This window comes from Mesorhizobium sp. M5C.F.Ca.ET.164.01.1.1 (assembly GCF_004792125.1).
GTDB classification, from domain to species: Bacteria; Pseudomonadota; Alphaproteobacteria; order Rhizobiales; family Rhizobiaceae; genus Mesorhizobium; species Mesorhizobium wenxiniae.
Window position 1 is genome coordinate 3,116,120 of sequence record NZ_SRTG01000001.1, and the last position, 21,579, is coordinate 3,137,698.

The 21,579-nt window shown below is 62.9% G+C and carries 21 protein-coding genes and 1 pseudogene; 20 read left to right on the forward strand and 2 right to left on the reverse strand.

The features are described from left to right. Positions 1-54: 54 nt before the first annotated feature. Genes EN807_RS15415 through EN807_RS15440 form a run of 6 tightly spaced genes read left to right on the forward strand, consistent with a single transcriptional unit; the run spans position 55 to position 5,659 of the window. Complete coding sequence (locus tag EN807_RS15415) at positions 55-1,116, forward strand: ABC transporter substrate-binding protein (protein WP_135935534.1); 1,062 nt, start codon at positions 55-57, stop codon at positions 1,114-1,116. 25 nt (positions 1,117-1,141) lie between these two features. Then, entirely contained in the window at positions 1,142-2,011 is an 870-nt protein-coding gene (locus tag EN807_RS15420; RefSeq protein WP_135935535.1) for an ABC transporter permease, read from the forward strand. Beyond that, on the forward strand, positions 2,011-2,799 hold the full coding sequence (locus EN807_RS15425) for an ABC transporter permease (protein ID WP_135935536.1): 789 nt from the start codon (positions 2,011-2,013) through the stop codon (positions 2,797-2,799). Before EN807_RS15420 ends, EN807_RS15425 begins: the two co-directional genes overlap by 1 nt. Continuing rightward, complete coding sequence (locus EN807_RS15430) at positions 2,799-3,866, forward strand: ABC transporter ATP-binding protein (RefSeq protein ID WP_135935537.1); 1,068 nt, start codon at positions 2,799-2,801, stop codon at positions 3,864-3,866. Before EN807_RS15425 ends, EN807_RS15430 begins: the two co-directional genes overlap by 1 nt. Before the next feature lie 60 nt (positions 3,867-3,926). After that, entirely contained in the window at positions 3,927-5,174 is a 1,248-nt protein-coding gene (locus tag EN807_RS15435) for an aconitase X (protein ID WP_135935538.1), read from the forward strand. Next, positions 5,171-5,659: a DUF126 domain-containing protein gene (locus EN807_RS15440; protein WP_135935539.1), complete on the forward strand. Its 489-nt coding sequence runs from the start codon at positions 5,171-5,173 to the stop codon at positions 5,657-5,659. The genes EN807_RS15435 and EN807_RS15440 overlap by 4 nt, the downstream gene beginning before the upstream one ends. Before the next feature lie 44 nt (positions 5,660-5,703). Here EN807_RS15440 and EN807_RS36570 read toward each other — a convergent pair. Both EN807_RS36570 and EN807_RS15450 read right to left on the reverse strand, forming a co-directional pair. Next, positions 5,704-5,775: pseudogene (locus EN807_RS36570) on the reverse strand (hypothetical protein); the annotation flags it as partial. A gap of 131 nt (positions 5,776-5,906) precedes the next feature. Continuing rightward, positions 5,907-6,938, reverse strand: coding sequence for a LacI family DNA-binding transcriptional regulator (locus EN807_RS15450; RefSeq protein ID WP_135935540.1), 1,032 nt, complete (start codon positions 6,936-6,938; stop codon positions 5,907-5,909). Positions 6,939-7,298: 360 nt separating this feature from the next. On the opposite strand from EN807_RS15450, the gene EN807_RS15455 reads away from it, so the two are divergent. The 14 genes from EN807_RS15455 to EN807_RS15520 all read left to right on the forward strand — a co-directional run bounded on the left by EN807_RS15455 (position 7,299) and on the right by EN807_RS15520 (position 21,559). Then, on the forward strand, positions 7,299-8,912 hold the full coding sequence (locus tag EN807_RS15455) for an extracellular solute-binding protein (protein ID WP_135935541.1): 1,614 nt from the start codon (positions 7,299-7,301) through the stop codon (positions 8,910-8,912). An 80-nt stretch (positions 8,913-8,992) separates the two neighbouring features. Continuing rightward, positions 8,993-9,853 carry a carbohydrate ABC transporter permease gene (locus tag EN807_RS15460; protein WP_135935542.1) on the forward strand — a complete coding sequence of 287 codons (861 nt, stop codon included), beginning with the start codon at positions 8,993-8,995 and terminating at the stop codon, positions 9,851-9,853. Continuing rightward, entirely contained in the window at positions 9,850-10,809 is a 960-nt protein-coding gene (locus tag EN807_RS15465; RefSeq protein WP_135935543.1) for a sugar ABC transporter permease, read from the forward strand. The genes EN807_RS15460 and EN807_RS15465 overlap by 4 nt, the downstream gene beginning before the upstream one ends. Next, positions 10,806-11,897 carry an ABC transporter ATP-binding protein gene (locus tag EN807_RS15470; RefSeq protein WP_135935544.1) on the forward strand — a complete coding sequence of 364 codons (1,092 nt, stop codon included), beginning with the start codon at positions 10,806-10,808 and terminating at the stop codon, positions 11,895-11,897. Before EN807_RS15465 ends, EN807_RS15470 begins: the two co-directional genes overlap by 4 nt. 4 nt (positions 11,898-11,901) lie before the next feature. Next, positions 11,902-12,993 (forward strand): ABC transporter ATP-binding protein, encoded by a 1,092-nt coding sequence (locus EN807_RS15475; RefSeq protein WP_135935545.1) that lies wholly within the window; start codon positions 11,902-11,904, stop codon positions 12,991-12,993. Between the two features lie 35 nt (positions 12,994-13,028). Further along, a complete protein-coding gene (locus tag EN807_RS15480) occupies positions 13,029-14,126 on the forward strand; it encodes a Gfo/Idh/MocA family oxidoreductase (RefSeq protein WP_135935546.1) in 1,098 nt (365 codons plus the stop codon). A gap of 26 nt (positions 14,127-14,152) precedes the next feature. Beyond that, positions 14,153-15,067: a sugar phosphate isomerase/epimerase gene (locus EN807_RS15485; RefSeq protein WP_135935547.1), complete on the forward strand. Its 915-nt coding sequence runs from the start codon at positions 14,153-14,155 to the stop codon at positions 15,065-15,067. 36 nt (positions 15,068-15,103) lie between these two features. Further along, positions 15,104-16,042 carry a substrate-binding domain-containing protein gene (locus EN807_RS15490; RefSeq protein ID WP_135935548.1) on the forward strand — a complete coding sequence of 313 codons (939 nt, stop codon included), beginning with the start codon at positions 15,104-15,106 and terminating at the stop codon, positions 16,040-16,042. Between the two features lie 61 nt (positions 16,043-16,103). Further along, a complete protein-coding gene (locus tag EN807_RS15495; RefSeq protein WP_246684115.1) occupies positions 16,104-17,108 on the forward strand; it encodes an ABC transporter permease in 1,005 nt (334 codons plus the stop codon). After that, on the forward strand, positions 17,105-17,887 hold the full coding sequence (locus EN807_RS15500) for an ATP-binding cassette domain-containing protein (protein WP_189522471.1): 783 nt from the start codon (positions 17,105-17,107) through the stop codon (positions 17,885-17,887). Before EN807_RS15495 ends, EN807_RS15500 begins: the two co-directional genes overlap by 4 nt. A 16-nt stretch (positions 17,888-17,903) precedes the next feature. Beyond that, positions 17,904-19,088: an aldose 1-epimerase family protein gene (locus tag EN807_RS15505; RefSeq protein ID WP_127314978.1), complete on the forward strand. Its 1,185-nt coding sequence runs from the start codon at positions 17,904-17,906 to the stop codon at positions 19,086-19,088. Between the two features lie 88 nt (positions 19,089-19,176). Beyond that, complete coding sequence (locus EN807_RS15510; RefSeq protein WP_135935551.1) at positions 19,177-20,265, forward strand: fatty acid desaturase family protein; 1,089 nt, start codon at positions 19,177-19,179, stop codon at positions 20,263-20,265. A 44-nt stretch (positions 20,266-20,309) separates the two neighbouring features. After that, positions 20,310-20,621, forward strand: a complete 312-nt coding sequence (locus EN807_RS15515; RefSeq protein WP_135935552.1) for a MocE family 2Fe-2S type ferredoxin — start codon at positions 20,310-20,312, stop codon at positions 20,619-20,621. A gap of 137 nt (positions 20,622-20,758) precedes the next feature. Then, positions 20,759-21,559 carry a 3-methyl-2-oxobutanoate hydroxymethyltransferase gene (locus EN807_RS15520; protein ID WP_135935553.1) on the forward strand — a complete coding sequence of 267 codons (801 nt, stop codon included), beginning with the start codon at positions 20,759-20,761 and terminating at the stop codon, positions 21,557-21,559. Positions 21,560-21,579: the final 20 nt, after the last annotated feature.

A 21,579-nucleotide genomic window follows, 5' to 3' on the forward strand; every position in this document is an offset into this window, starting at 1 on the left:
GCCTAAATGACGTAACAAGCTCCACTAACCGGGCAAACAATGAGAGGAACGAACATGCGCATGTCCAAACTGACTGCTTTTCTGACGGCGACTGCCGTCTTCACCTCCGCGCTCACGCTGGCCGCCACTGCCGCCGAAGTGCATGTGCTCAACTGGAAGGGCTACGGGGCCGACGAGCCCTGGGCCATCGCGGCCTTCGAGAAGGCGACCGGCAACAAGGTCGTCAACGACTTCTTCAATTCCGAACAGGAAATGCTGACCAAGCTCAGGACCAATCCCGGTCTCTACGACGTCGTCATGATCAACGCCGCCTTCAACGACCAGGCCATGGCGGAAAAACTGATCCAGCCGATCGATGTCTCGAAGATCCCCAACTATGCCGATATCAGCCCGGACAAGGCAAACTCGCCGATGCTCGCCCGCGACGGCAAGGTCTATGGCGTGCCATGGGTGTGGGGCTTGACCGCGCTCGCCATCAACGAGAAATCCTTCGATACGCCGCCGACCAGCATCACCGAAATGTGGAACGAAGCCCATAAGGGCCGCGTCGTCATCCGCGACGATGCTGTCGAAGCGGTCCAGTTCGGCGCCATCGCCACCGGCCAGAACATCAACGACATCAAGGATATAGAGGCGGTCAAGGCGAAGCTGACCTCGCTCATGCCGCAGATCAAGACATTCTGGAGCTCGGAGAACGATTGGAACCAGATGGTCGCCTCCAACCAGATCGACATCGGCACCTACTGGAGCGGTTCGGCCGACCGCGCCAAGACGCATTTCAAGCTGCCGGTCTCGCTGGTCATCCCGCAGGAAGGCGCCGTCGCCTGGCTCGACGCCTTTTCCATTCCGGTCGGCTCCAAGAATGTCGCCGGCGCCGAGGCGTTCATCAACTACATGATCGATCCCAGCTTCTACGTTGAATGGGTCACCAAGGTCGGCGCGCCGGTCTCGGCCAACACCAAGGCGGTTGCAGCGCTTCCCGAAGATGCGTTCAACCGAAAGGTGATGGGCGATCCCGATGTCGCCAAGCGCATCCAGTTCCAGGCGCCGATCACCGATGCGCAGCGCGAGGCCTATCTGGCGCTGTGGCAAGAGCTCAAGGTCAGCGTGAAGTAGCGGGCGGGCTTTCGGGGATAGGCATATGGCGGAACAGGTCGCGACCGGTTCGAGGAGCGGATTGCGATCGGCTTTGCCCCTGCTTCTGCCGGCTTATCTGTGGCTGACGGTGGCGATCTTCCTGCCGCTGTCGGCCATGGTCTTCTTCTCCTTCATGACCGAGCTGCCGCTGTCGGGGAAGGCGTGGTCGTTCACGCTGGAGAACTACGCCCCCTTCTTCTCAGAGCGGCTGTATTTGACGCTGCTGCTGGCGTCGCTCAGGCTCGGGCTTGAGGTGACGCTGTGGTGCGTCGTCATCGGCTTTCCCGCAGCCTATGTGCTGGCCAAGGTGCTGAAAGGGCGCAGCCGCGAGGCGATCTTCCTGCTCGTCATCCTGCCGTTCTGGTCGAACGGGCTGGTGCGCATCTTCTCCTGGGCGATGGTGCTGCGCGAGGGCGGCATTCTCGACACCGCGCTCAACGCCGTGCTGCCGTTCAAGATCAACATCGACCTGATGTATTCGTATCCGGCCGTCATCGTCGGGCTGGTGCATTCCTACGTGCCCTACATGGTGCTGACCTGTTACCTCACGCTACAGGCCATCGACGACTCCCTGATCGAGGCAGGGCGCTCGCTCGGCGCCTCAAGGCTGCAGATGCTGAGGCGGGTGATCATCCCGCTGTCGATGCCGGGGCTGGTGGCGGGCGCAGCGCTGATCTTCGTGCCCGTCGTCGGCTCCTTCATGGAGCCGCGTATCCTCGGCGGGCGCACCGGCACCTTCTACGGAACGGTCATCGAGGATCAGTTCGTCGCCGTCTTCAACTGGCCGCTGGGCGCAGCGCTGTCCTTCATCCTGCTGGCCGTCGTCCTGGTCATTCTTGCGCTGACATCGCCGGTGCTCAGGAGGGCCGCCTGATGGCGACGACCCGTATCCTCGAATGGCTTGGCCGGCTCTACATCTGGCTGCTGCTCGCCTTCCTCTATCTCCCGATCGTCATCATGGCGCTGATGTCGTTCAACGTCTCGCCCTTCTACCAATTGCCGTTCGAATGGACGACTGAATGGTACGCGTCGCTGTGGCAGAACGACCAGCTGATCTCCGCAACCTGGAACAGCATAGAGATCGCCGTCATCACCACCATCCTTTGCACCGCGCTCGGCACGGCGGCGTCGCTGGCGCTCTATCGCTACGAATTTCGCGGGAAGAAATTCCTGCAAGCGCTGCTGTTTCCGCCGATCGCCATTCCGTGGCTGATCACCGGCACGGCGATGCTGATCTTCTTCTTCGGCGTCGGCATCGGGCGTGGTCTGTTCGCAATCCTGCTCGGCCATGTGGCGCTGGCACTGCCCTATGTCATCGTCGTCGTCTCGGCACGGCTGCAGACCTTTGCGCCGGAACTGGAAGAGGCGGCGCGATCGCTCGGCGCCAACCAGTGGCAGGTGACGCGGCGCGTGACGTTGCCCTGGATCATGCCGGGCGTCATCGCCGGCGGGCTGTTCGCCTTTGCCGTATCGTTCGACCAGTTCGTGGTGTCCTACTTCCTGTCGACGCCGGGTCAGACAACTTTGCCGGTCGAGATCTACGCCGCGATCCGCAAGGGTTTCACGCCCGAGATCAACGCGGTCTCGACGATCATCATCGTCGTCTCGATGGCGCTGATGCTGCTTACGGCACGTTTCTTCAAATTCGGCGGAGAGAAATAATGGCCGGCGTTCAGGTATCGAATTTGTCGCGCAATTTCGGGGCGCACAAGGCACTGGATGACGTCTCCATCGATTTTGCCGACGGTGGTTTCTATGCACTGCTTGGGCCCTCGGGCAGCGGCAAGACCACGCTGCTGCGGCAGATCGCGGGCTTCGATTTCCCTGACTCGGGCCGGATCGCGATCGGCGGCGTGAGCGTCGAGCGGGTGCCGGTCGAGAGGCGGCGCATCGGCATGGTGTTTCAGAACTATGCGCTGTTTCCCAATATGAGCGTGGCCGACAATGTCGCCTTCGGCCTGTCGGTGCGTGGCGAAGCCAAGGCAACTATTGCAAGCGAGGTGCAGCGCGCGCTCGATCTGGTACAACTCAGGAAGCTCGGCGACCGCCGGCCGCACCAGCTGTCCGGCGGTCAGCGCCAGCGGGTTGCGCTGGCCCGCGCCATCGTCACCAAGCCGCGTGTGCTTTTGCTCGACGAACCACTGGGCGCGCTCGACAAGGCGCTGCGGGTCGACATGCAGATCGAACTGAAGCGTATCCAGCGCGAGATCGGCATCACCACCATCTTCGTCACCCACGACCAGGAAGAAGCGCTCACGATGAGCGACCGCATCGGTATCCTGCGCGATGGCCGGCTGGTGCAGGAAGGGCCGCCGGAGGAGATCTACCACAGCCCGAAAAGCGAATTCGCCGCCACCTTCCTCGGCGATGCCAACATCTTTCGCGGCGAGACCACAGGCGTCGGTATCCGGCTGCCCGACGGCACGGCGATCGCCGCCCGGGCAGGGGCGACGCTTGCCGCCGGCGCCAAGGCCAGCTGCGCGGTGCGGCCCGAACGCATCCGCATCGCCATCGATTCCGGAAGCGCGGACCAGGCCAATAGCAATGTGCTCCGTGGCCAAGTCTCCAAGCGTATCTTCGCCGGCAACAACAGTACCTATTTCGTCGAACGCGACGGCCAGACGCTCAAGGTCATCGTGCAGAACACCGGCGCTGACAGGCTGGCGGAAGGCCAGGAGGTGCTGCTGCACTGGTCGCCGAAGAGTACGGTGCTGATCGCCGCGAACTGATCTTGCCAGGCGGACTGCAATCAGTGAGAGCATGGTCGGGCATAGAAAGCGGAACACCCGATGACGCTTGAACTGACGGCGGGCGACCAGTCGATGCTGCAGGGCGAGAACGGCCCGGCCGTGGCCGCAGCGATGAAGATCCTGGTCGCTTTTTCGAAGGCGGTCGGCGCGCGCAAGCTGCTGGATATTGCCGGTGCCCATATCGACGGCTGCCTCTATCACGGCCAGGCCGGCCTCGATTTCGTCGAGAGGCTGGTCGAGGGCGGTGGCAGCGTTCGGGTGCCCACCACATTGAATGTCGGTTCGTTCGACCTCATCCATCCCGGCCTGGTGAAGATGCCGGCCGCCGAAGAAGTGCCGGCGCGGCGGCTGATGAAGGCGCATCTGGAGCTCGGCTGTCAGGCGACCTTCACCTGCGCGCCCTATCAGACGCGGTTCCGGCCGGCTTTCGGCGAGCAGATCGCCTGGGGCGAGTCCAACGCCATCGTCTTTGCCAATTCGGTGATTGGAGCGCGGACCAATCGCTATGGTGATTTCATCGATTTGTGCTGCGCGATAACCGGGCGGGCGCCGACCTGGGGGCTGCATTTGAGCGAAAACCGGCGCGGCCGGATCCTGTTCGAGCTGACCGGTTCTTTCGAGCCTACCGACTCGCTGTTCGTTGGCGTCGGGCTGATCATCGGGCAGGCGAGTGGCGACCGCATCCCGGTGATATCGGGCCTGCCGCAGCCGCGCGACGAGGACCAGCTGAAGGCGCTGGGTGCGGCGGCGGCAACGACGGGCGCGGTGGCACTGTTTCATGCGGTCGGCATCACGCCGGAAGCAAAGACGCTCGACGAGGCGTTTCGCGGCAAGGCGCCGGAGGAGACGATCCGGATCTCTCGCGCCGACATTGATCATGCGCTGGCCAGGCTGTCCAGCGTCCCCGACGGTGCGCCGCTTGCGGCCGTATCGCTCGGCACGCCACATTTTTCCCATCACGAGTGGATGCGCCTGCTGCCGATGCTGCGCCATATCGCGCCGGGCAGGGGCATCCCGATCTATGTCAACACCGGGCGCGCGACGCTGACGCGGCTTCAGGACGAGGGCGAGCTGGAGAGTGTGAAGGCGTTCAACCTCATTCCAGTGACCGATACCTGCACCTATGTCACCACCATCATCGAGCGCCTCGACGGCGTGGTGATGACCAACTCCGGCAAATGGGCGCATTACGCCCCCGGCAATATCGGCGTCTCGGTAGCGTTCGGCGAGATGGAGGACTGCATCCGCTCGGCAGCGGTCGGGCACGTCGTGAGGGGTGCGCCATGAGTGAACAGGAAAGTCGAGCCCTGAAAAGTCGAGCCCTGGACAGAGTTGGCAGGTTCCAGCTTGCCGGCGAGGCACAAGGCCCGGCGCTGGTGCTGTCGCAAGCGCTCAGTTTCTGGGGCGGCCTGGACATCGAGACGGGCGACATCATCGACCGTTCGCATCCTGGTCTTGGCCAAAATGTCGCTGCCAAGATCCTGGTGATGGCTTCCGGGCGGGGATCTTCGTCCTCGTCCTCGGTTCTGGCCGAGGCGATCCGCAGGGGCACGGCGCCGGCCGGCATTATCCTGCAGCGGCCCGACCCGATCCTGGCCGTCGGCGCCATCGTCGCCGAGTTTCTCTACGATGTCAGCATGCCGCTGGTCGTCTGCGACATATCAGGCATTGTTTCCGGCGACCGGATCGCGATCGGCCTTGGCGAGAATGCGCAAGCGATCGTGAGCAGGATCCAGCCGGCCATCGGTCCTGCCGCGCCACGTCGCCAATAGGCCGCAGCCAGCGTCTCGTCGCGGCCAAGGCCTAGCGTGCCGCGCCAGTGTTCGCGAACGATCCTCGCGGCAGCCGCTTCCGCCGCGAACCAGCCGAATGCCGAACCGTTTGGCATGCGGAGGCGATCCCGGTCCCCCTCGTCCCGAAGACAACAGCCCGGTCGGCATCGAGCTCAAGATTACCCTGATCGCCACAGCCCCACAGCCCCACTTTCTGGCGCGACCTCTCTTATCCCGGAACTTCCGTTCAGATCTCCGGGATGCTTTCCCTGAAGATCACCTGCAGCCTTGGCTGGTGCAGTTCGTAGGGCAAGCCCCTGACCGCATGGGTCAAGGTGTTGAGCGCTTCGCGGGCCTCGACGCGCGGATTCTGGTCGATGACCGCGTCGAGCGTGCCGTCGAGCAGAAGCTCCTTGGTGCCTTCCGTCAGCTCATGGCCGAGAAACACGGTCGACAGTGCCCGCCCTCGTTCCCTGAGCGCCCGGGCGATGCCGGTGTTGCCGGCGCCGACATTGTAGATCGCGGCCAGGTCCGGGTGCCGGTCCAGCAGGGCGGAGGCCTCCGAATAGGCCTTTTCCCGATCGTCGAGCATCTCGCGCATCTCGACGATCTGCAGATTGGGCGAGTCTTCCGTCAGGATGTGGCGGAACCCCATCTCGCGTTCCTCATGACCGCGATAGGAGAGCGAGCCGGCGAACAGCGCAACCTTGCCCGGCCGATCGGCGCTCACGAAGCGATTGAGCAGATAGCCGGCGAGCCGGCCAGCGGCACGATTGTCGATGCCGATATAGGCAACCCTCGGCACGTGCAGGATGTCTGACGCAATAGTGACGACCTTGACGCCGCTGGCCGACAGCGAGCGGATCGCCTCGCGGACGGTCGGATGGTCGAGTGCGATGACACCCACGCCTCGCGTCTGGCCGTGCAAGTCCTGCAGCAGGCGGGCGAGCCTGTCGGGATTGAAGCCTTCAATCGTGGCGACGCGCACATCGAGGTCCGGTCGCGACTGCGCTTGCGCCTCGATATGCCGGTGCAGCATCTTGATGAAGGAATTGGTGCCGGCGGGCAGCGCGAAGTCGAGCCGCATGACATCGCCGCGCAGCGCGTTGCGCGTGGTCGGGCCGTTCGAATTTTCAGCGATGTAGCCAAGCCGCTGCGCAGTCTCCAGCACGACTTCGCGGGTGCGCGCCCTGACCCCGGCGCGGTTGTTGAGCACACGGTCGACCGTGGCGGCTGAAACGCCGGCTTCCCGGGCTATGTCAGTCAGGGTGGACCGCACTGTCGATCACCTCATGCTTGTGCGCTACAGGCGCATCAAAAATCGCGGATTGACGGATCGGACGACGGCTTCATCCCCATCCGCGATTCTGATGGGAAATGATGTATCCGGCCTTGGCCGATGCGCAAGCCGGTGGGCTACACCAAATCGTCGAGCCGTGTCCAAAAAAGATCGGCGCGGCACACGGTCCCCTCAAATTCAAGCAGTGAGTGCGGTGTGATGATGTTGGTGGACGGCATTTTTCCTCCCCTTGCGGTAGTATGATGTATTTTGAGTATTTATGATGTTGACAGCCTTCCCATAGTGCCGTCAATATCCATCATGGGCCGTGGAGGAACAAGGCCCGAGGGAGGACTTCCAATGTCTGATATTATCCGCATGTCGCGGCGCCGTTTGCTGGCGTCCGGTGGAAAGGCGGCCGTGCTTGTTGCCGCCGCAGGTATCGCACCGAAATTCATCCGTCCCAGCCGCGCCTATGCAGCCGATGCGCTCGCGCCGGGCATGATCGGCGGCCCGACGGGCTTCGACGGCTCAGAGCGTTATCAGTATGGGCCTGATACGCCGGAAGGCCGCGCCGTCGAGGCGGCAAAGGCGATGAAGGGCGCCGGCAAGGCGCCTGCCAAAATCGTGCTCGGCCTGTCCGACGGCTCGATCGGCCAGTTGACGCAGCCATTTCCTGCCGGCGCGCCCTCGATCAAGGACTTGTGGGAAAAGGAGACCGGCATTCCGCTCGAGATCGTCGGCGTGCCGAATGGCCAGGAGTTCACCAAGACGATGCAGGACATCTCCACCAAGGGTGGGGCCTATGACATCTACGCGGTGGAATGGAACCGTCTCGGCGATCTCGCCGAAACCGGCGGCATACTGAAGCTCGACGACTTTGTCGCCCAGTACAAGCCGGAATGGGATGATCCCGAGCGCGGCTATGTCAACGGCGCCAAGGGCGTCTCGCTGCTCAATCAGTATCGCGGCTCGACCTATGGCGTGTCGCTGGATGGCGATTTCCAGACCTGGGTCTACCGCATCGACCTGTTCGGCGACGCGGCCGAGAAGAAAGTCTTCTCCGACAAATACGGCTACGAGCTGGCGCCGCCGAAGACCTGGAAGCAGCATGACGAGATCGCGGCCTTCTTCCAGCGCCCGGACAAGGGCCTGTTCGGCTCAACCGATCTGCGCAACCAGGGCTGGGGCTACACCAACTGGTATCAGCGTTATGTCTCAATGGCTTCGCCAAATCAGTTCCTGTTCGACGACACCGGCAAGCCGCTGATCAATTCGGAGCAAGGCATAGCTGCGACCAACGAGTACATCGCCTCTCTGGCCCATCATTCGCCGGACGCGATCTCCTGGGGCTGGCCGGAGCAGTACGGCAATTTCGCCAAGGGCGGCGCCGCCATGACCTGCGCCTTCTCCAACCTGCCGAAATTCCTCGACAATGCCGGCAATAAGGATTCGCAGGTCACCGGCAAGATCGGCTCGATGCTGACGCCCGGCCGCGAGATCGACGGGAAGCTGATCAGCCGTTCGGTGCTGTGGCTGAACCTCTCGGCTTCGGTCTCCTCGCAGGCCAAGAATCCGGAGGCCTGTTACCTGTTCCTGCAGTGGCTGGGATCGAGCCGGATCTATGCCTGGATGACCGCCAATCCGGGCGGCTATTTCGATCCGTTCCGGCTGTCGGATTTCTCCGACCCGCTGGTCCGCCAGACCTATCACGCCTACCACATGGATGTGGTACGCGAGACGGTCGCCCGCACCGTGCCGACCATCAACTATCCGGGCGCCACCGCCTTTCACAATGCGCTGGACGAGAACCTCGTCGCCGCGTTGACCAAGGCCAAGACCGCTGAGCAGGCGATGGCTGACACGGAAGCCGAGTGGAAGAAGATCGCGCGGCGCACCGGCGAGGAAAAGCTTCTCGAAGCCATCAAGACCAACAAGGAGGCATGGCCCACCGTTCTAGATCCGATCAGCTGATCCTTGTCTCAGGATCCAATGAGAGGGGAGGAGTGATTGCTCTTCCCTTCCGCAAAAGATGACCCCAGCAAAGCTGCAAGATGAAGCGTTCAGTTCCCTTCGAGATATTCCGCTATGCCGCGATCTTTGCGGCCATGGCGGTGACGCTGGTGCCGATCCTGTGGATGGTATCGATGGCCTTCAAGCCGATCGCCGAATGGTCGGCGACCGGCGCCGACCTGACCTGGTGGCCGAAGAACCCGACGCTCAGCAATTTCCGGTTCGTCTTCGGGGAATCGACCAACAATCTGATAGTCGCGCTCGACCGCACCGCGCTGAAACCGATCCTGTCGTCGCTGCTGTCGGCCACGTTCGGCACGGTGATCGCCATGTCGGCCGGCACGGCCGCAGCCTATGGACTGTCGCGCTTCGGCTCTAACCAGAACCTGCCGCTGGCGCTGATCCAGCTTCGCCTGTTTCCGCCGATGGCGGTGATGACCCCGGTGATGATCATGTGGGCCTTCCTCAATTTCACCGACAGCTGGTGGGGACTGTCGCTGATCTACGGCATCGTCACGCTACCTTTCGCCTTCTGGCTGATGAAGACCTTCTTCGACGACATGCCGCGCGAGATCGAGGAAGCGGCGCTGGTTGAGGGCTGTTCGCGGTGGCGCGTCTTCACCCGCATCACGTTGCCGATGATGCGCGCACCGCTGGCCAGCGCCGCGCTGTTCGTCTTCATTCTCAACTGGTCGGACTATCTGATCGCGCTGCTTCTGACGACGCGCGAATGGGTGACGGTCCCCGTCTACATGGCGTCGTTGTCGTCCTCGATGACCGGGCAGCTCTATGGCGCCAAGGCAGCGCTTGGCCTCATTGCAGCGGTGCCGCCGGTCATCATGGGCATCGCCATCCAGCGCCATCTGGTGCGCGGGCTGACCTTTGGGGCGCTCAAGCAATGAGCGCGGTGACTGCGACGATTTCGGAGGACGTGATGAAGACCGTCCAGGCAAAGCCGGCCTTGCGGGACGAAGGGGCAAAGCTCGGCTTCCGGCTGACGCTGCCGGCGCAGATCCTGGTGCTGTTCATCGCCGTCTTCCCGCTGCTCATGCAGCTCTATATCAGCCTGACCGACTGGTCGCCGCTGTCCGGCCTCGGCTGGTGGAACGCCTGGTCGCTGTGGAACAATTTCGCCAACTACACCGACCTTGCCGCCGACACGCGCTTCTGGAGCGCGCTGAAGCGCACGGCCATCGTCATGATCATCTGCGTGCCTGCGGAATTCCTGCTCGGCCTCGCGCTCGCCACGCTGTTTGCCGACGAGTTTCCGGGCAAGCGGGTATTCTATTCGATCCTGCTAATGCCGATGATGGTGGTGCCGGCGGTGGCCGGCTACATGTTCTTCATGCTGTTCCAGTCGGGCGGCCCGGTCAACGACATCCTGTCGGCGCTATCAGGCTTTCCCGTTACCATCGCCTGGCTTTCGGACCCGACGCTGGCGCTCATCGCCGTCATGGTCGCCGACATCTGGCAGTGGACACCACTGATGTTCCTCATCCTGCTTGCGGGCCTGGTGGGCGTGCCCGAGGACCAGATCAAGGCGGCGACGCTGCTCGGCGCCAATCCCTGGCAGCGCTTCGTCACCATCCTGTTGCCGAAGATGAAGACGATCATCATCATCGCGCTGGCGATCCGGGTGATCGAGAACTTCAAGATCTTCGACACGCTCTACATCATGACCGGCGGCGGTCCCGGCGTCGCAACCGAGACGATCTCCGTCTACATCTACAAGCTCACCACCCAGGACCTGATCTGGGGCTATGTCGCGGCGATCGCGCTGGCCATCCTGATCGTGCTGTCCATCGCAGCGGTATTTGCCATGAAGCGCATGGCGCGGGCGCGGGAGGTGCTGGCATGAGCGCCATCCATCTGCAGAATCTGGTCAAGAAGTTCGGCGACTTCACCGCGCTGAAGACGATGGATCTGGCCATCGCCGACGGCGAGTTCATGGCGCTGCTCGGGCCGTCAGGCTGCGGCAAGTCGACGACCATGAACATGATCGCCGGCATGGAGGAGCCGACCAGCGGCAAGATCCTGTTCGGCGAGCGCGACATGACCGGCGTGCCGATGGGACGGCGCGGCGTCGGCTTCGTCTTCCAGAACTACGCGATCTTCACCCATATGACAGTGTGGCAAAACCTCGCCTACGGCCCGAAAATGCGCGGCGCGCCAAAGGCCGAGATCGAACGTCGCGTCGGAGCCATTGCCGAGAAGCTGCAATTGACGCCGCTGCTCGACCGCAAGGCCGACGGGCTGTCGGTCAACATATTGCAACGCGTGGCCATCGGCCGTTCGGCGATCATGGAGCCGGCGATCTTCCTGCTCGACGAGCCGCTGTCCAATGTCGATGCCGCGTTCCGCGCGGTGATGCGGACCGAGCTGAAGCAGTTGCAGCGGCAGTTCCGGCAGACCATGGTCTACGTCACCCACGATCAGCTCGAAGCGATGACCATGGCCGACCGCATTGCGGTGATGGATCATGGCGTGCTGCAGCAGGTCGGCACGCCGCTCGAGGTCTACAACGATCCGGCCAATGTCTTCGTCGCCCGCTTCATCGGTGCACCGGGCATGAACCTGCTCAAGGGCAGGCCGGCGGAAAGCGATCGTGGCCTTGTCATCGACCTCGGCCCGCTCGGCGTCACGCCGCCGTTGCCAGCCGAAGTCACTGCCGCGGTGCGGGGCTCGCACGGCGACGTGCTTTACGGTTTCCGCCCGGAACAGGCGACGCTGGTCGAAGGCGGCCGCGGTCTCTCCTTGCCGGTGACCTTCGTCGAGCGCATCGGCGCGCGCACCATCGTCCATCTCGGTCAGAGCGAGAGCGCGGTAAAGGCGGTGTTTGACAATGGGGTCGGGCTGGCGATCGGGCAGACAGCAGTCGTCGCACCGGCCGCGCAGTCGGTGCGCGTCTTCGACGCCGCCACCGGCCTTGCCATGAAAGCGGGCTGAGACCATGGCCGATATCGTTTTCCGCAATGTGACGAAACGCTATGGCGCCACGCTCGCCGTCGACGATGCCTCGTTCACGGTCAACGACAATGAGTTCTTCTGCTTCTTCGGTCCGCCGCTGTCGGGCAAGTCGACGGTGCTGCGTCTGGTGCTCGGCTTGGAAACGCCTGACTCGGGCGAGATCCTGATCGGCGGCAGTCCGGTCAATACAATGTCGCCGGCCGAGCGCAACATCGCCATGGTGTTCCAGAACCTGGCGCTGTTTCCGCATATGAGCGCGCGCGACAATGTCCGCTTCCCCTTGGTCGAACGCCGGGTCGCCGAGGCCGAAATCGAAAAGCGTGTCGCCGACGTCGCGGCCAAGCTGCATATCGGCCACATCCTGCACAAGCCGCCGTCGCAGCTTTCCGGTGGCGAGCGGCAGCGCGTGGCGATCGCCCGCGCGCTGGTGCGCGATCCCAATGCCTATCTGATGGACGATCCGATCTCGGCGCTCGACGCCAGGCTGCGCGAGGAGACGCGCGTCGAGCTGAAGCGCATCCAGCGCGAGCTCGGCAAGACGCTGATCTATGTCACGCACGACCAGGAAGAGGCGATGTCGGTTGCCGACCGCATCGCCATCCTGGAGAACGGCAGGATCAGGCAGATCGGCGCGCCGGCCGAGATCTATGACCGGCCGGCGAGCACTTATGTGGCGCGGCTGCTCGGTTCGCCGATGATGAATATCTTGAAGTCGCTGCGCGGCGAGGGCGGCGTCGAGGCGGCTGAAGGCACGATCCGTATCGCGGACAAGGCTGCTCCGGCCGATGCCGTCGAGATCGGGCTCAGGCCGGAAGACATCAAGGTGCGGGCCTGGTCGGATGGGGAAATATCGGAGGGTGGAGTCTCAGATGGGCGCGCGGGCCGCCCGGCGCGAGTGTTCGAGGTCGAGCCGCTCGGCGGCTATACCGTGGTGACACTCGCTGCCGGGCAGGCGCGCCTCAGGGCACTGCTGCGCGGCCAGCCGGATATCAGGCCGGACGCGATGGTGGCGATATCCTGCGAGCCCGGCCGCGTGCATTATTTCGGCCAAAGCGGGGCAGCACTGGGACGATGACAGCGGCCGCAAGAAACGAGCTTCGGGAGAAAGACATGACGAGCAAAGACTTCGAGCCGGACGTTAAAGTCCGCACCAGGGAGTACAAAATCGGCTGTGTCGGCGCCGGCATGATCATGGCCGAATGCCATCTTGCCGCTTACAAGGACGCCGGCTTTCCGGTGGTGGCGATCGCCTCGCGGACCAAAGCCAGTGCCGAGAAGGTCGCCAGGCGTTGGGAGATCCCGACCGTCCACGACACGCCGGAACAATTGATCGAGGACGAAAACGTCGAGATCATCGACCTTGCCTTTCCGCCGGACCAGCAGCCGGCGCTGATCCGCCATGCGCTGAAGCAGAAGCACATCAAGGCGGTCCTGGCGCAGAAGCCGCTGGCGCTGTCGCTCAAGGATGCGATCGAGTTGCGCGACGAGGCGGCCAAGGCGGGCAAGATCCTCTCGGTCAACCAGAACATGCGCTACGATCAGTCGATGCGCGTGCTGAAGCAGATCATGGACAGCGGCGCGCTCGGCGACATCGTCTTCGCGCAGATCGACATGCATGCGATCCCCCACTGGCAGACCTTCCTCGAGGACTACGACCGGCTGACGCTTGCCAATATGAGCGTCCACCATCTCGACGTGCTGCGTTTTCTGTTCGGCGATCCCGACGAGATCACGACGCTGACCCGCAAAGATCCGCGCACGCGCTTCGACCATTCGGACGGCATCACCGTTTCGACGCTGCGGTTCCCGTCCGGCGTCCTCGCCGTTTCGCTGGAGGATGTCTGGTCCGGTCCGCGCCAGGAGGGCTACAAGGACGACCAGCACATCAATTGGCGCGTCGACGGCACAAAGGGCGTCGCCAAGGGCACGATCGGCTGGCCGACGGGCGCTGCCTCGACGCTGACCTATGCTTCGACCGAGACCACCGGGGGCGAATGGATGACGCCCAACTGGGACACGATGTGGTTCCCGCATGCCTTCATCGGCGTGATGGAGCAGCTCCAGCACGCGGTGAAGACCGGCACGCCGCCGGCGCTGTCCGTCGCCGACAACATCAAGACCATGGCGCTGATCGAAGCCGGCTATCGCTCGATCGACGAGGGCCGCACGGTCAAGCTTTCCGAAATCTCGACGCACTCAATCAACTGAATCGCTTACAGGGAGGACTTCACATCATGATGCAGGCAGGTATTTTCACGGGCTATTTCCCGTACAGTCTCAAGGAAACCGCGCAGAAGATCCGCGCGCTCGATTTCAACACGGTGCAGCTCGACCTCCATTTTAAGGATGTTGACCTGTCGGCCGGGCAGATCACCAAGGAAAAGGCCCGGACTGTTCGCGACACCTTCCGCGACCAGAATCTGCCGGTGTGCTGCGTGTCAGGCTACACCAACATCATCCATCCGGACATAGGCGAGCGCGATAGGCGTGTCGGCTATCTCAAGGAGATCATCCGCAATGCGCGCGATTTCGGCTCGCCTTACGTGATCTCGGAAACCGGCACCTACAACACCGAGTCCGATTGGGTGCATCATCCCAAGAACAAGACCGAGGAAGGGTTCGAGGAATGCCGCAAGGTCATCGCCGACCTTGCCCAGACCGCATACGACCACGGCGCGGTCTTCCTGCTCGAAACCTATGTCAACAATGTCGTCGGCTCGGTCGAGGAGACGGTGAAGATGTTCGCGCAGGTCGACCATCCCGGCCTCGGCCTTTTGATGGACCCGACCAACTATTTCGAGACGCACAACATCGACCGCATGGACCAGATCCTGAACCAGGTATTCGACACGCTGACCGACAAGATCAGAATAGCCCATGCCAAGGACGTCAAGCGCTCGGGCGGTGACAAGTCGGAGAAGCACGCCGACATCGGCGACGAGGACGCGCTGGAGAGCCACACTTTCCGCGGTGTCGGCGAGATCGAGCTACCGGCGCCAGGCCTCGGTTCGCTGAACTACGACCTCTATCTCAGGCGGCTGGCCGAAAAGCACCCGAACATCCCGGTTATCATCGAGCATCTTTCGGAAGATGACGTGCCGCGCGCCAAGAAATTCCTCGACGGCAAGTTCCGCGCCAACGGGCTGTGACGGCACGGTTCGGCTACCAAAGAGGGAGGAAGAGAAATGTTGAAATTCGTGTCGAAAATCGCCGTTGCCGCGACCGTGCTCGCCGGCGTGACCATGGGCTCGGCGCTGGCGCAGGATGCTCAAAAGACGTTCTACCTGCTGTCGCATGGCGGCCCATCGGATGCCTTCTGGCTCGACTGGAATGCCGGCGCCACCAAGGCCTGCGACCAGCTCAAGGTGACCTGCAATATCTCCTTCAGCGGCGGCGACATGGCGGCGCAGAAGGAAGCGTTCAACTCGGCGCTCGCCGCCGAGCCCGACGGCATCGCCACCACCTCGGCGCAGCCAGGCCTGTGGACCGAGGAGGTCAAGGCGGCCAAGGCCGCCGGCATCCCGATCGTGTTCTTCAACACCGACGATCCGGCGACCGGACGGCAGGCCTATGTCGGCGCTGACCTCAAGGAGGCCGGCGCCATCTGGGCAAAATACCTGGTCGACCACAAGATGGTGAAGCAGGGCGACAAGGTGTTCCTGCCGGTCGAAGTGCCGGGAGCCAGCTACCAGCAGCTCGAGACCGAAGGCATCGCCAGCGTGTTCGATCCGCTCGGCATCAAATACGACGTCGTCGATTGCGGCACCGATCCGGCCGGTATCATCGCCAAGATGACCGACTATATGGTGGCCAACAATCCGCCGGCGATCATCGCGCTCGGCGATTCCGTGGCGGCCAGCATCAAGCAGGTGTTCGACGGCGCTGGCGTGCCGGCTGGCAAAATCCCGGTCGTCGGCTGGGGCAATTCGAAGGAAACAGCCGAATCCGTCAAGGCCGGGTTCGTCAACGCAGCGGCCTGGCAGTTCCCTTCGGCACAGGGCTTCATGCCGGTTGCATTGCTCGGGCTCGCCGCCTCGGGTGAGCCGATCGGCTACGACATCCACACGTTCAGCCTCTACGACGCCTCGAGCGTCGAACCGATCCTGAAACTCTACAACAAGTGATGGAAACTGACGCCCGCCGCGCAGGCGGCGGGCGTCACCCTGAGATATGGTCCAAGCAGTCATGACAATCGCCGCAGAAGAGGAAATGCCGCGCTCCAAACGCAGGTCGAGCCTGATCCGCTCGCCGCAATTCTCTTCGCTCGTCATCCTGATTGTCCTGCTGGCGGTGTTCGCCGTTGCCGATGCCAACTTCCTGTCGCCGCTCAACATCTCCAATATGATGGCGTTCCTGCCCGAACTCGGCATCATCGCGCTCGGCATGACGCTGCTTCTTACGGCGGGCGAGTTCGACCTTTCGGTCGGAGCCGTGTTCGGGTTGGCGCCGGTCGTGGTCATGCTTCTGGTGCAGAACGGCGGATTTGACATCGGCATCGCGCTGCTTGTCGGCCTGCTGCTCTGCATAGCGATCGGTGCGGTCAACGGGCTGATCGTCACCAAGATCGGCATCTCCTCCTTCCTGGTCACGCTGTCGATGCTGCTCGTGGTGCGCGGGGCTGCGCTCTACATCACGCAAGGCTTTCCGCTGAAATCCTGGGACCAGCCAGGCCTTTTCGTGACGCTGCTGGCCGGCAGCTTCAATATCGGAACGTTCCGTTTCTATACATCCTTGTGGTGGTTCATCGGCCTGTCGCTGCTGGCGATCTACGTCCTGCACTACGCCAAGCTCGGCAACTGGATAAGCGCCATCGGCTCGAACCGTAACGCTGCCGTGGCGCGCGGCGTGCCGGCCGATGCGGTCAAGGTCGGGCTGTTCATCCTGACGTCCGCGCTGGCCGGTCTCGCCGGCATGATCAGCGCGTTCCGCATCTCTGCCGCGTCACCGGTGGCCGGCACCGGCTATGAACTCGAAGTGATCGCTATGGTGGTGGTTGGCGGCACGGCGCTGACCGGCGGGCGCGGCACGATCCTGGGCACGATCGTCGGCGCGCTGATGCTGCGCAGCATCCGCAACGGCATCGTGCTGATCGGCGTGCCGGGGCTCGCCTACAACATCTTCGTCGGCGTCATCATCCTTGCCATGCTCATCCTGCACGCTTTGCTGCAGAAGAACGCCGCCAGGAGCTGACAATGGAAGTGCTTCGGTTGCAGAATCTGCAAAAGTCCTTCGGCAGCGTCCGCGCCCTGAAGAGCGCATCGTTCACACTCAATGAAGGTGAAGTGGTGGCCTTGCTCGGCGACAACGGCGCCGGCAAGTCCACCCTCATCAAGGCGATCTCCGGCGTGTTTCCCGTCGACCGCGGCGACATCTATGTGCGCGGCCAGAAAGTCTCGATCCGCTCGACGCGCGACGCGATGGATCTCGGCATCGAAACCATCCACCAGGACACGTCGCTGGCGCCGGACCTGAGCATCGCGCGCAATCTCTTTCTCGGTCGCGAGCCGGTCAATCTGAAATGGCTGGGCTTGTTCGCGCCGCTCGACCTCGCCAAGCTGCGCGACGCCGCCGCGGCTCTGCTGAAGCGCGTCGGTATTTCGAAAAAGCTCGACGCCGATGCGCTGGTCAGCACGCTTTCGGGCGGCGAGCGCCAGTCGATCGCCATTTCACGGGCGATGCAGTTCGCCGCCAAGGTCATCATCCTCGACGAGCCGACCAATAATCTCGGCGTCGAGGAAACACACGGCGTGCTGCGCTTCGTCAAGGAGGTGCGCGCGGCCGGCCATTCGGTGCTTTTGATCACCCACAACATCCATCACGTCTTTCAGGTCGCCGACCGCATTATCGTCATGCGCCGCGGCGAGATCGTTGCCGAGCAGACGGTCGCCGATACCGATCTGTTGACGGTGGAAAGCATCATTACCGGCGCCGATATGTCGGCCCTGCTCAAGGAGACGAGAGCGAAGTGAAGGAACTGGCCGTCACATGGTAGAGCTTTACGGCAAGACGCTGTCGCGCCGGCAGGTTTCGGAACGATCCGGCATGCTGTCGCAATTCGCCGGCGTGCGGCTGATGACGCTTGGCGACGGCGTGGAGCGCGGGATCCGCATGCTCGAATTCCGCACCGGCTCCGGCCTGCGTTTCACCGCGCTGGTCGATCGGGCGCTCGATATCGCCGATTGCGACTTCAAGGGCCAGGCGATCGGCTGGCATTCGCCGAGCGGCTTCCGCCATCCCGGTCTGCACGAGTACGAAGGTGAGGAGGGGTTGGCCTGGGCCCGGTCGTTTTCCGGCCTGCTGCTGACCTGTGGCCTCGACCATATCCTGTTCATGGATGAAGTGCCGGCCGACACCTACAATTATCCGCCGAAAAAGACGGTGCGCCATTCGCTGCATGGCCGCATCAGCACCATTCCGGCGCGCCTGACCGGTTACGGCGAGACCTGGGACGGCGACCGCTGCGTGCTGTGGGCCGAAGGCATCGTGCAGCAATCGACTGTGTTCGGCGAGGATCTGCATCTGCTGCGGCGGATCGAAGCCGATGTCGGCGGCAACGAGATCCGGCTTTGGGACCGGGTCGTCAATCACGGGTTCAGCCGGACGCCGCATATGTATTTTTACCACATCAATGTCGGCCATCCGCTGCTCGACGAGGGGTCTCGCTATCTGGCGCCGATCCGTGACGTTGTGTGGGCCGGGCATGCCGGCGAGCGCTACGAGGCGCAGAAGGTCGGCTACGGCACAGTGCCGGCGCCGCAATTGGGTTTCAAAGAGCAGGTCTGGCAGCACGAGCTTGGCGCTAACGGCGCCGGGGAAGTGCCGGTGGCGGTGGTCAACGACCGTCTTGGCCTTGGGCTGGAAGTCGTGACCCGCAAGGATCAGTTGCCTTGTGCCTATGAGTGGCAGAGTTTCCAGGCAGGGCACTATGCGCTGGGCATCGAGCCGTCGACGCATCATGTGCTCGGCAATCTGGCTGCGCGCGAACGCGGCGAGATGATCTGGCTGGAGCATGGCGAGAGCCGCTCCTACGATGCGGTGTTCCGGGTTCTCGATGGCACCGGCGACATCGCTGCCGCTGAAAGCCGGATCGCGGCGATCGCCCGGCAACCGCAACAGGATTATCCGCTGCCGTCGGGCAATTTTCCGGTGCTCGGAGGCAGGTCGCGATGATGGCGAAGAGGATGCGAAACACCAGTTGGGAGGCTGAGTCCGGTCGGAGCGGGGAGGGCTCTCGGGCCATCAGGATTTGGAGGTCACAATGGCTGGCACAGTGAAGCGCGACTACAGCCTGGTCGGCGAGAGCACACGCAGGGCGATCGAGACGGGGCTGGCTTCGGCCGAGTGGTATCACACCGACGTCTCCCGCAAGGCGATCAAGGAGTTGATGCAACGGTCGGATGGACCGGCGATCCGCGACACGATCATCTGGATCGTCGCCATCCTGGGTTCAGCTGCCGGCGGCATTTATTTCTGGGGCACCTGGTGGTGCGTGCCGTTCTTCTTCGTCTATGGCGTGCTCTACGGCTCCTCCAGCGACTCGCGCTGGCACGAATGTGGTCATGGCACTGCCTTCCGAACGCGCTGGATGAATGATGTGGTCTACCAGATCGCCAGCTTCATGCTGATGCGCAATCCGGTGACCTGGCGCTGGAGCCATGCCAGACACCACACCGATACGATCATCGTCGGACGCGATGCCGAGATTGCCGTGATGCGCCCGCCGGACCTCTTGCGTGCGGCGCTCGCTTTCACCGGTATCCTCGATTTTCGCTATTCGCTTCCGGCGCTGGTACGCCAAGCGTTCGGCAAGCTGACGCCCGACGAGAAAAGCTACGTCCCCGAGATGGAACAGCACAAGGCCGTCATCGCCGCGCGCTGGCATGTCGCCATCTATATCGCCACGATTGCGCTCGCCCTCACCATGCGGTCATGGGTGCCGCTGGTGCTCATCGGCGTGCCGCGCCTGTACGGCACCTGGCATATGGTGCTGACCGGCCTGCTGCAGCACATCGGCCTGGCCGACAATGTGGTCGACCACCGGCTCAACACCCGTACCGTGTACATGAACCCGATCAGCCGGTTCATCTACTGGAACATGAACTACCATGTGGAGCATCACATGTTCCCGATGGTGCCCTATCACGCGCTGCCCAGGCTGCACGAGTTGATCAAGCACGATCTGCCTGAGCCGAACCCGTCAATATGGCATGCTTATCGCGAGGTCTGGCCGGTCCTGCTCAGGCAGCTCAAGTACGAGGACTATTTCCTCAAGCGCGAGCTGCCGCCGACGGCGCGGCCCTATCGTGGCGAGTTCCACGGGGTGAACATGTCGGCGGCGGCGGAATAGACCCTGCGCACCGCCGCAATGCGGAAATTTCAGGAGAAATAGAGATGGCCGATTGGGTCGAAGCGTGCGCTGTGGACGATGTCGAAGAAGAGGATGTCATCCGCTTCGACCATAGCGGCCGCACCTTCGCGATCTACCGTTCCCCTGATGACGAATTCTTCGCCACAGACGGGTTTTGCACGCATGAGAAGGCCCACCTGGCCGACGGGCTTGTCATGGACGACATCATCGAGTGCCCGAAGCACAATGGCCGCTTCAATTACAAGACCGGCCAGGCCAAAGGGGCTCCCGTCTGCATCAATCTGCAGACCTATCCGGTCAAGATCGAAGCTGGCAAGGTGATGATCCAGATCTAGAGCATGATCCCGAACCGGAGGTCCGCGTCAGCGAAAAGTGGGAACCGGTTCTTGCTTCGCTGACCTTCGGTTCGGAAAAGATCATGCTAATCGAAACCTGACCCGCTTCAATACACGCAACAAAGGGACCAAAATCGATGACCCGTAAAAGACCCACGATCGCCGATCTGCGCGCCATGAAGGGCAAGCGGCAACTGACCATGCTGCGCGTGTTGACGATGGACGAGGCCGAAGCCGCCGAACGGGCGGGGATCGACATCGTCTCGGTGCCGCCGGAATTGGTGCTCAACCCGCAATATCGCGATGCCGCGCCCAGCCTGTTCACCATGCCGGGCGACAATTTCTACGAGATCGGCACGGCCGACGACTTTGTCCGCTGGGCGTTCCGGCTCTACAAGGCGAGTGCCGACGCGGTCTATTGCAGCGCCGGCTTTGCCACCGTTAAGCGCCTTGCCGACGACGCGATACCGGTGATCGGCCATGTCGGCCTGATCCCGTCGCGCGCCACCTGGACCGGCGGCTTCAAGGCCGTCGGCAAGACCGCCGACAGCGCCATGCAGATTTTCGAGGCAGTCAAGCAGTACGAGGCCGCAGGCGCGGTCGGCGCCGAGATCGAAGTGGTGCCGGTCGAGGTGGCCAAGGCGATTTCGGAGCGGACCTCGCTGATCATGCTGTCGATGGGGGCGGGCACCGGCTGCGACGCGCAATATTTGTTCGCCGACGATATCCTTGGCCAGAACCGTGGCCACATGCCTCGCCATTCCAAGGTCTACCGCAATTTCGCCGCCGAATATGACCGCCTGCAGGCGGAACGCGTGGCTGCTTTCTCCGAATATGTCGCCGACGTGAACAGCCTGGCCTATCCCGAAGACAAGCATGTGGTGCATATGGACCCGGACCAACTCGGTCTGTTCATGGAGAAAATCGACGCCGGATGAAACGCGTCAGCTAGGACCTG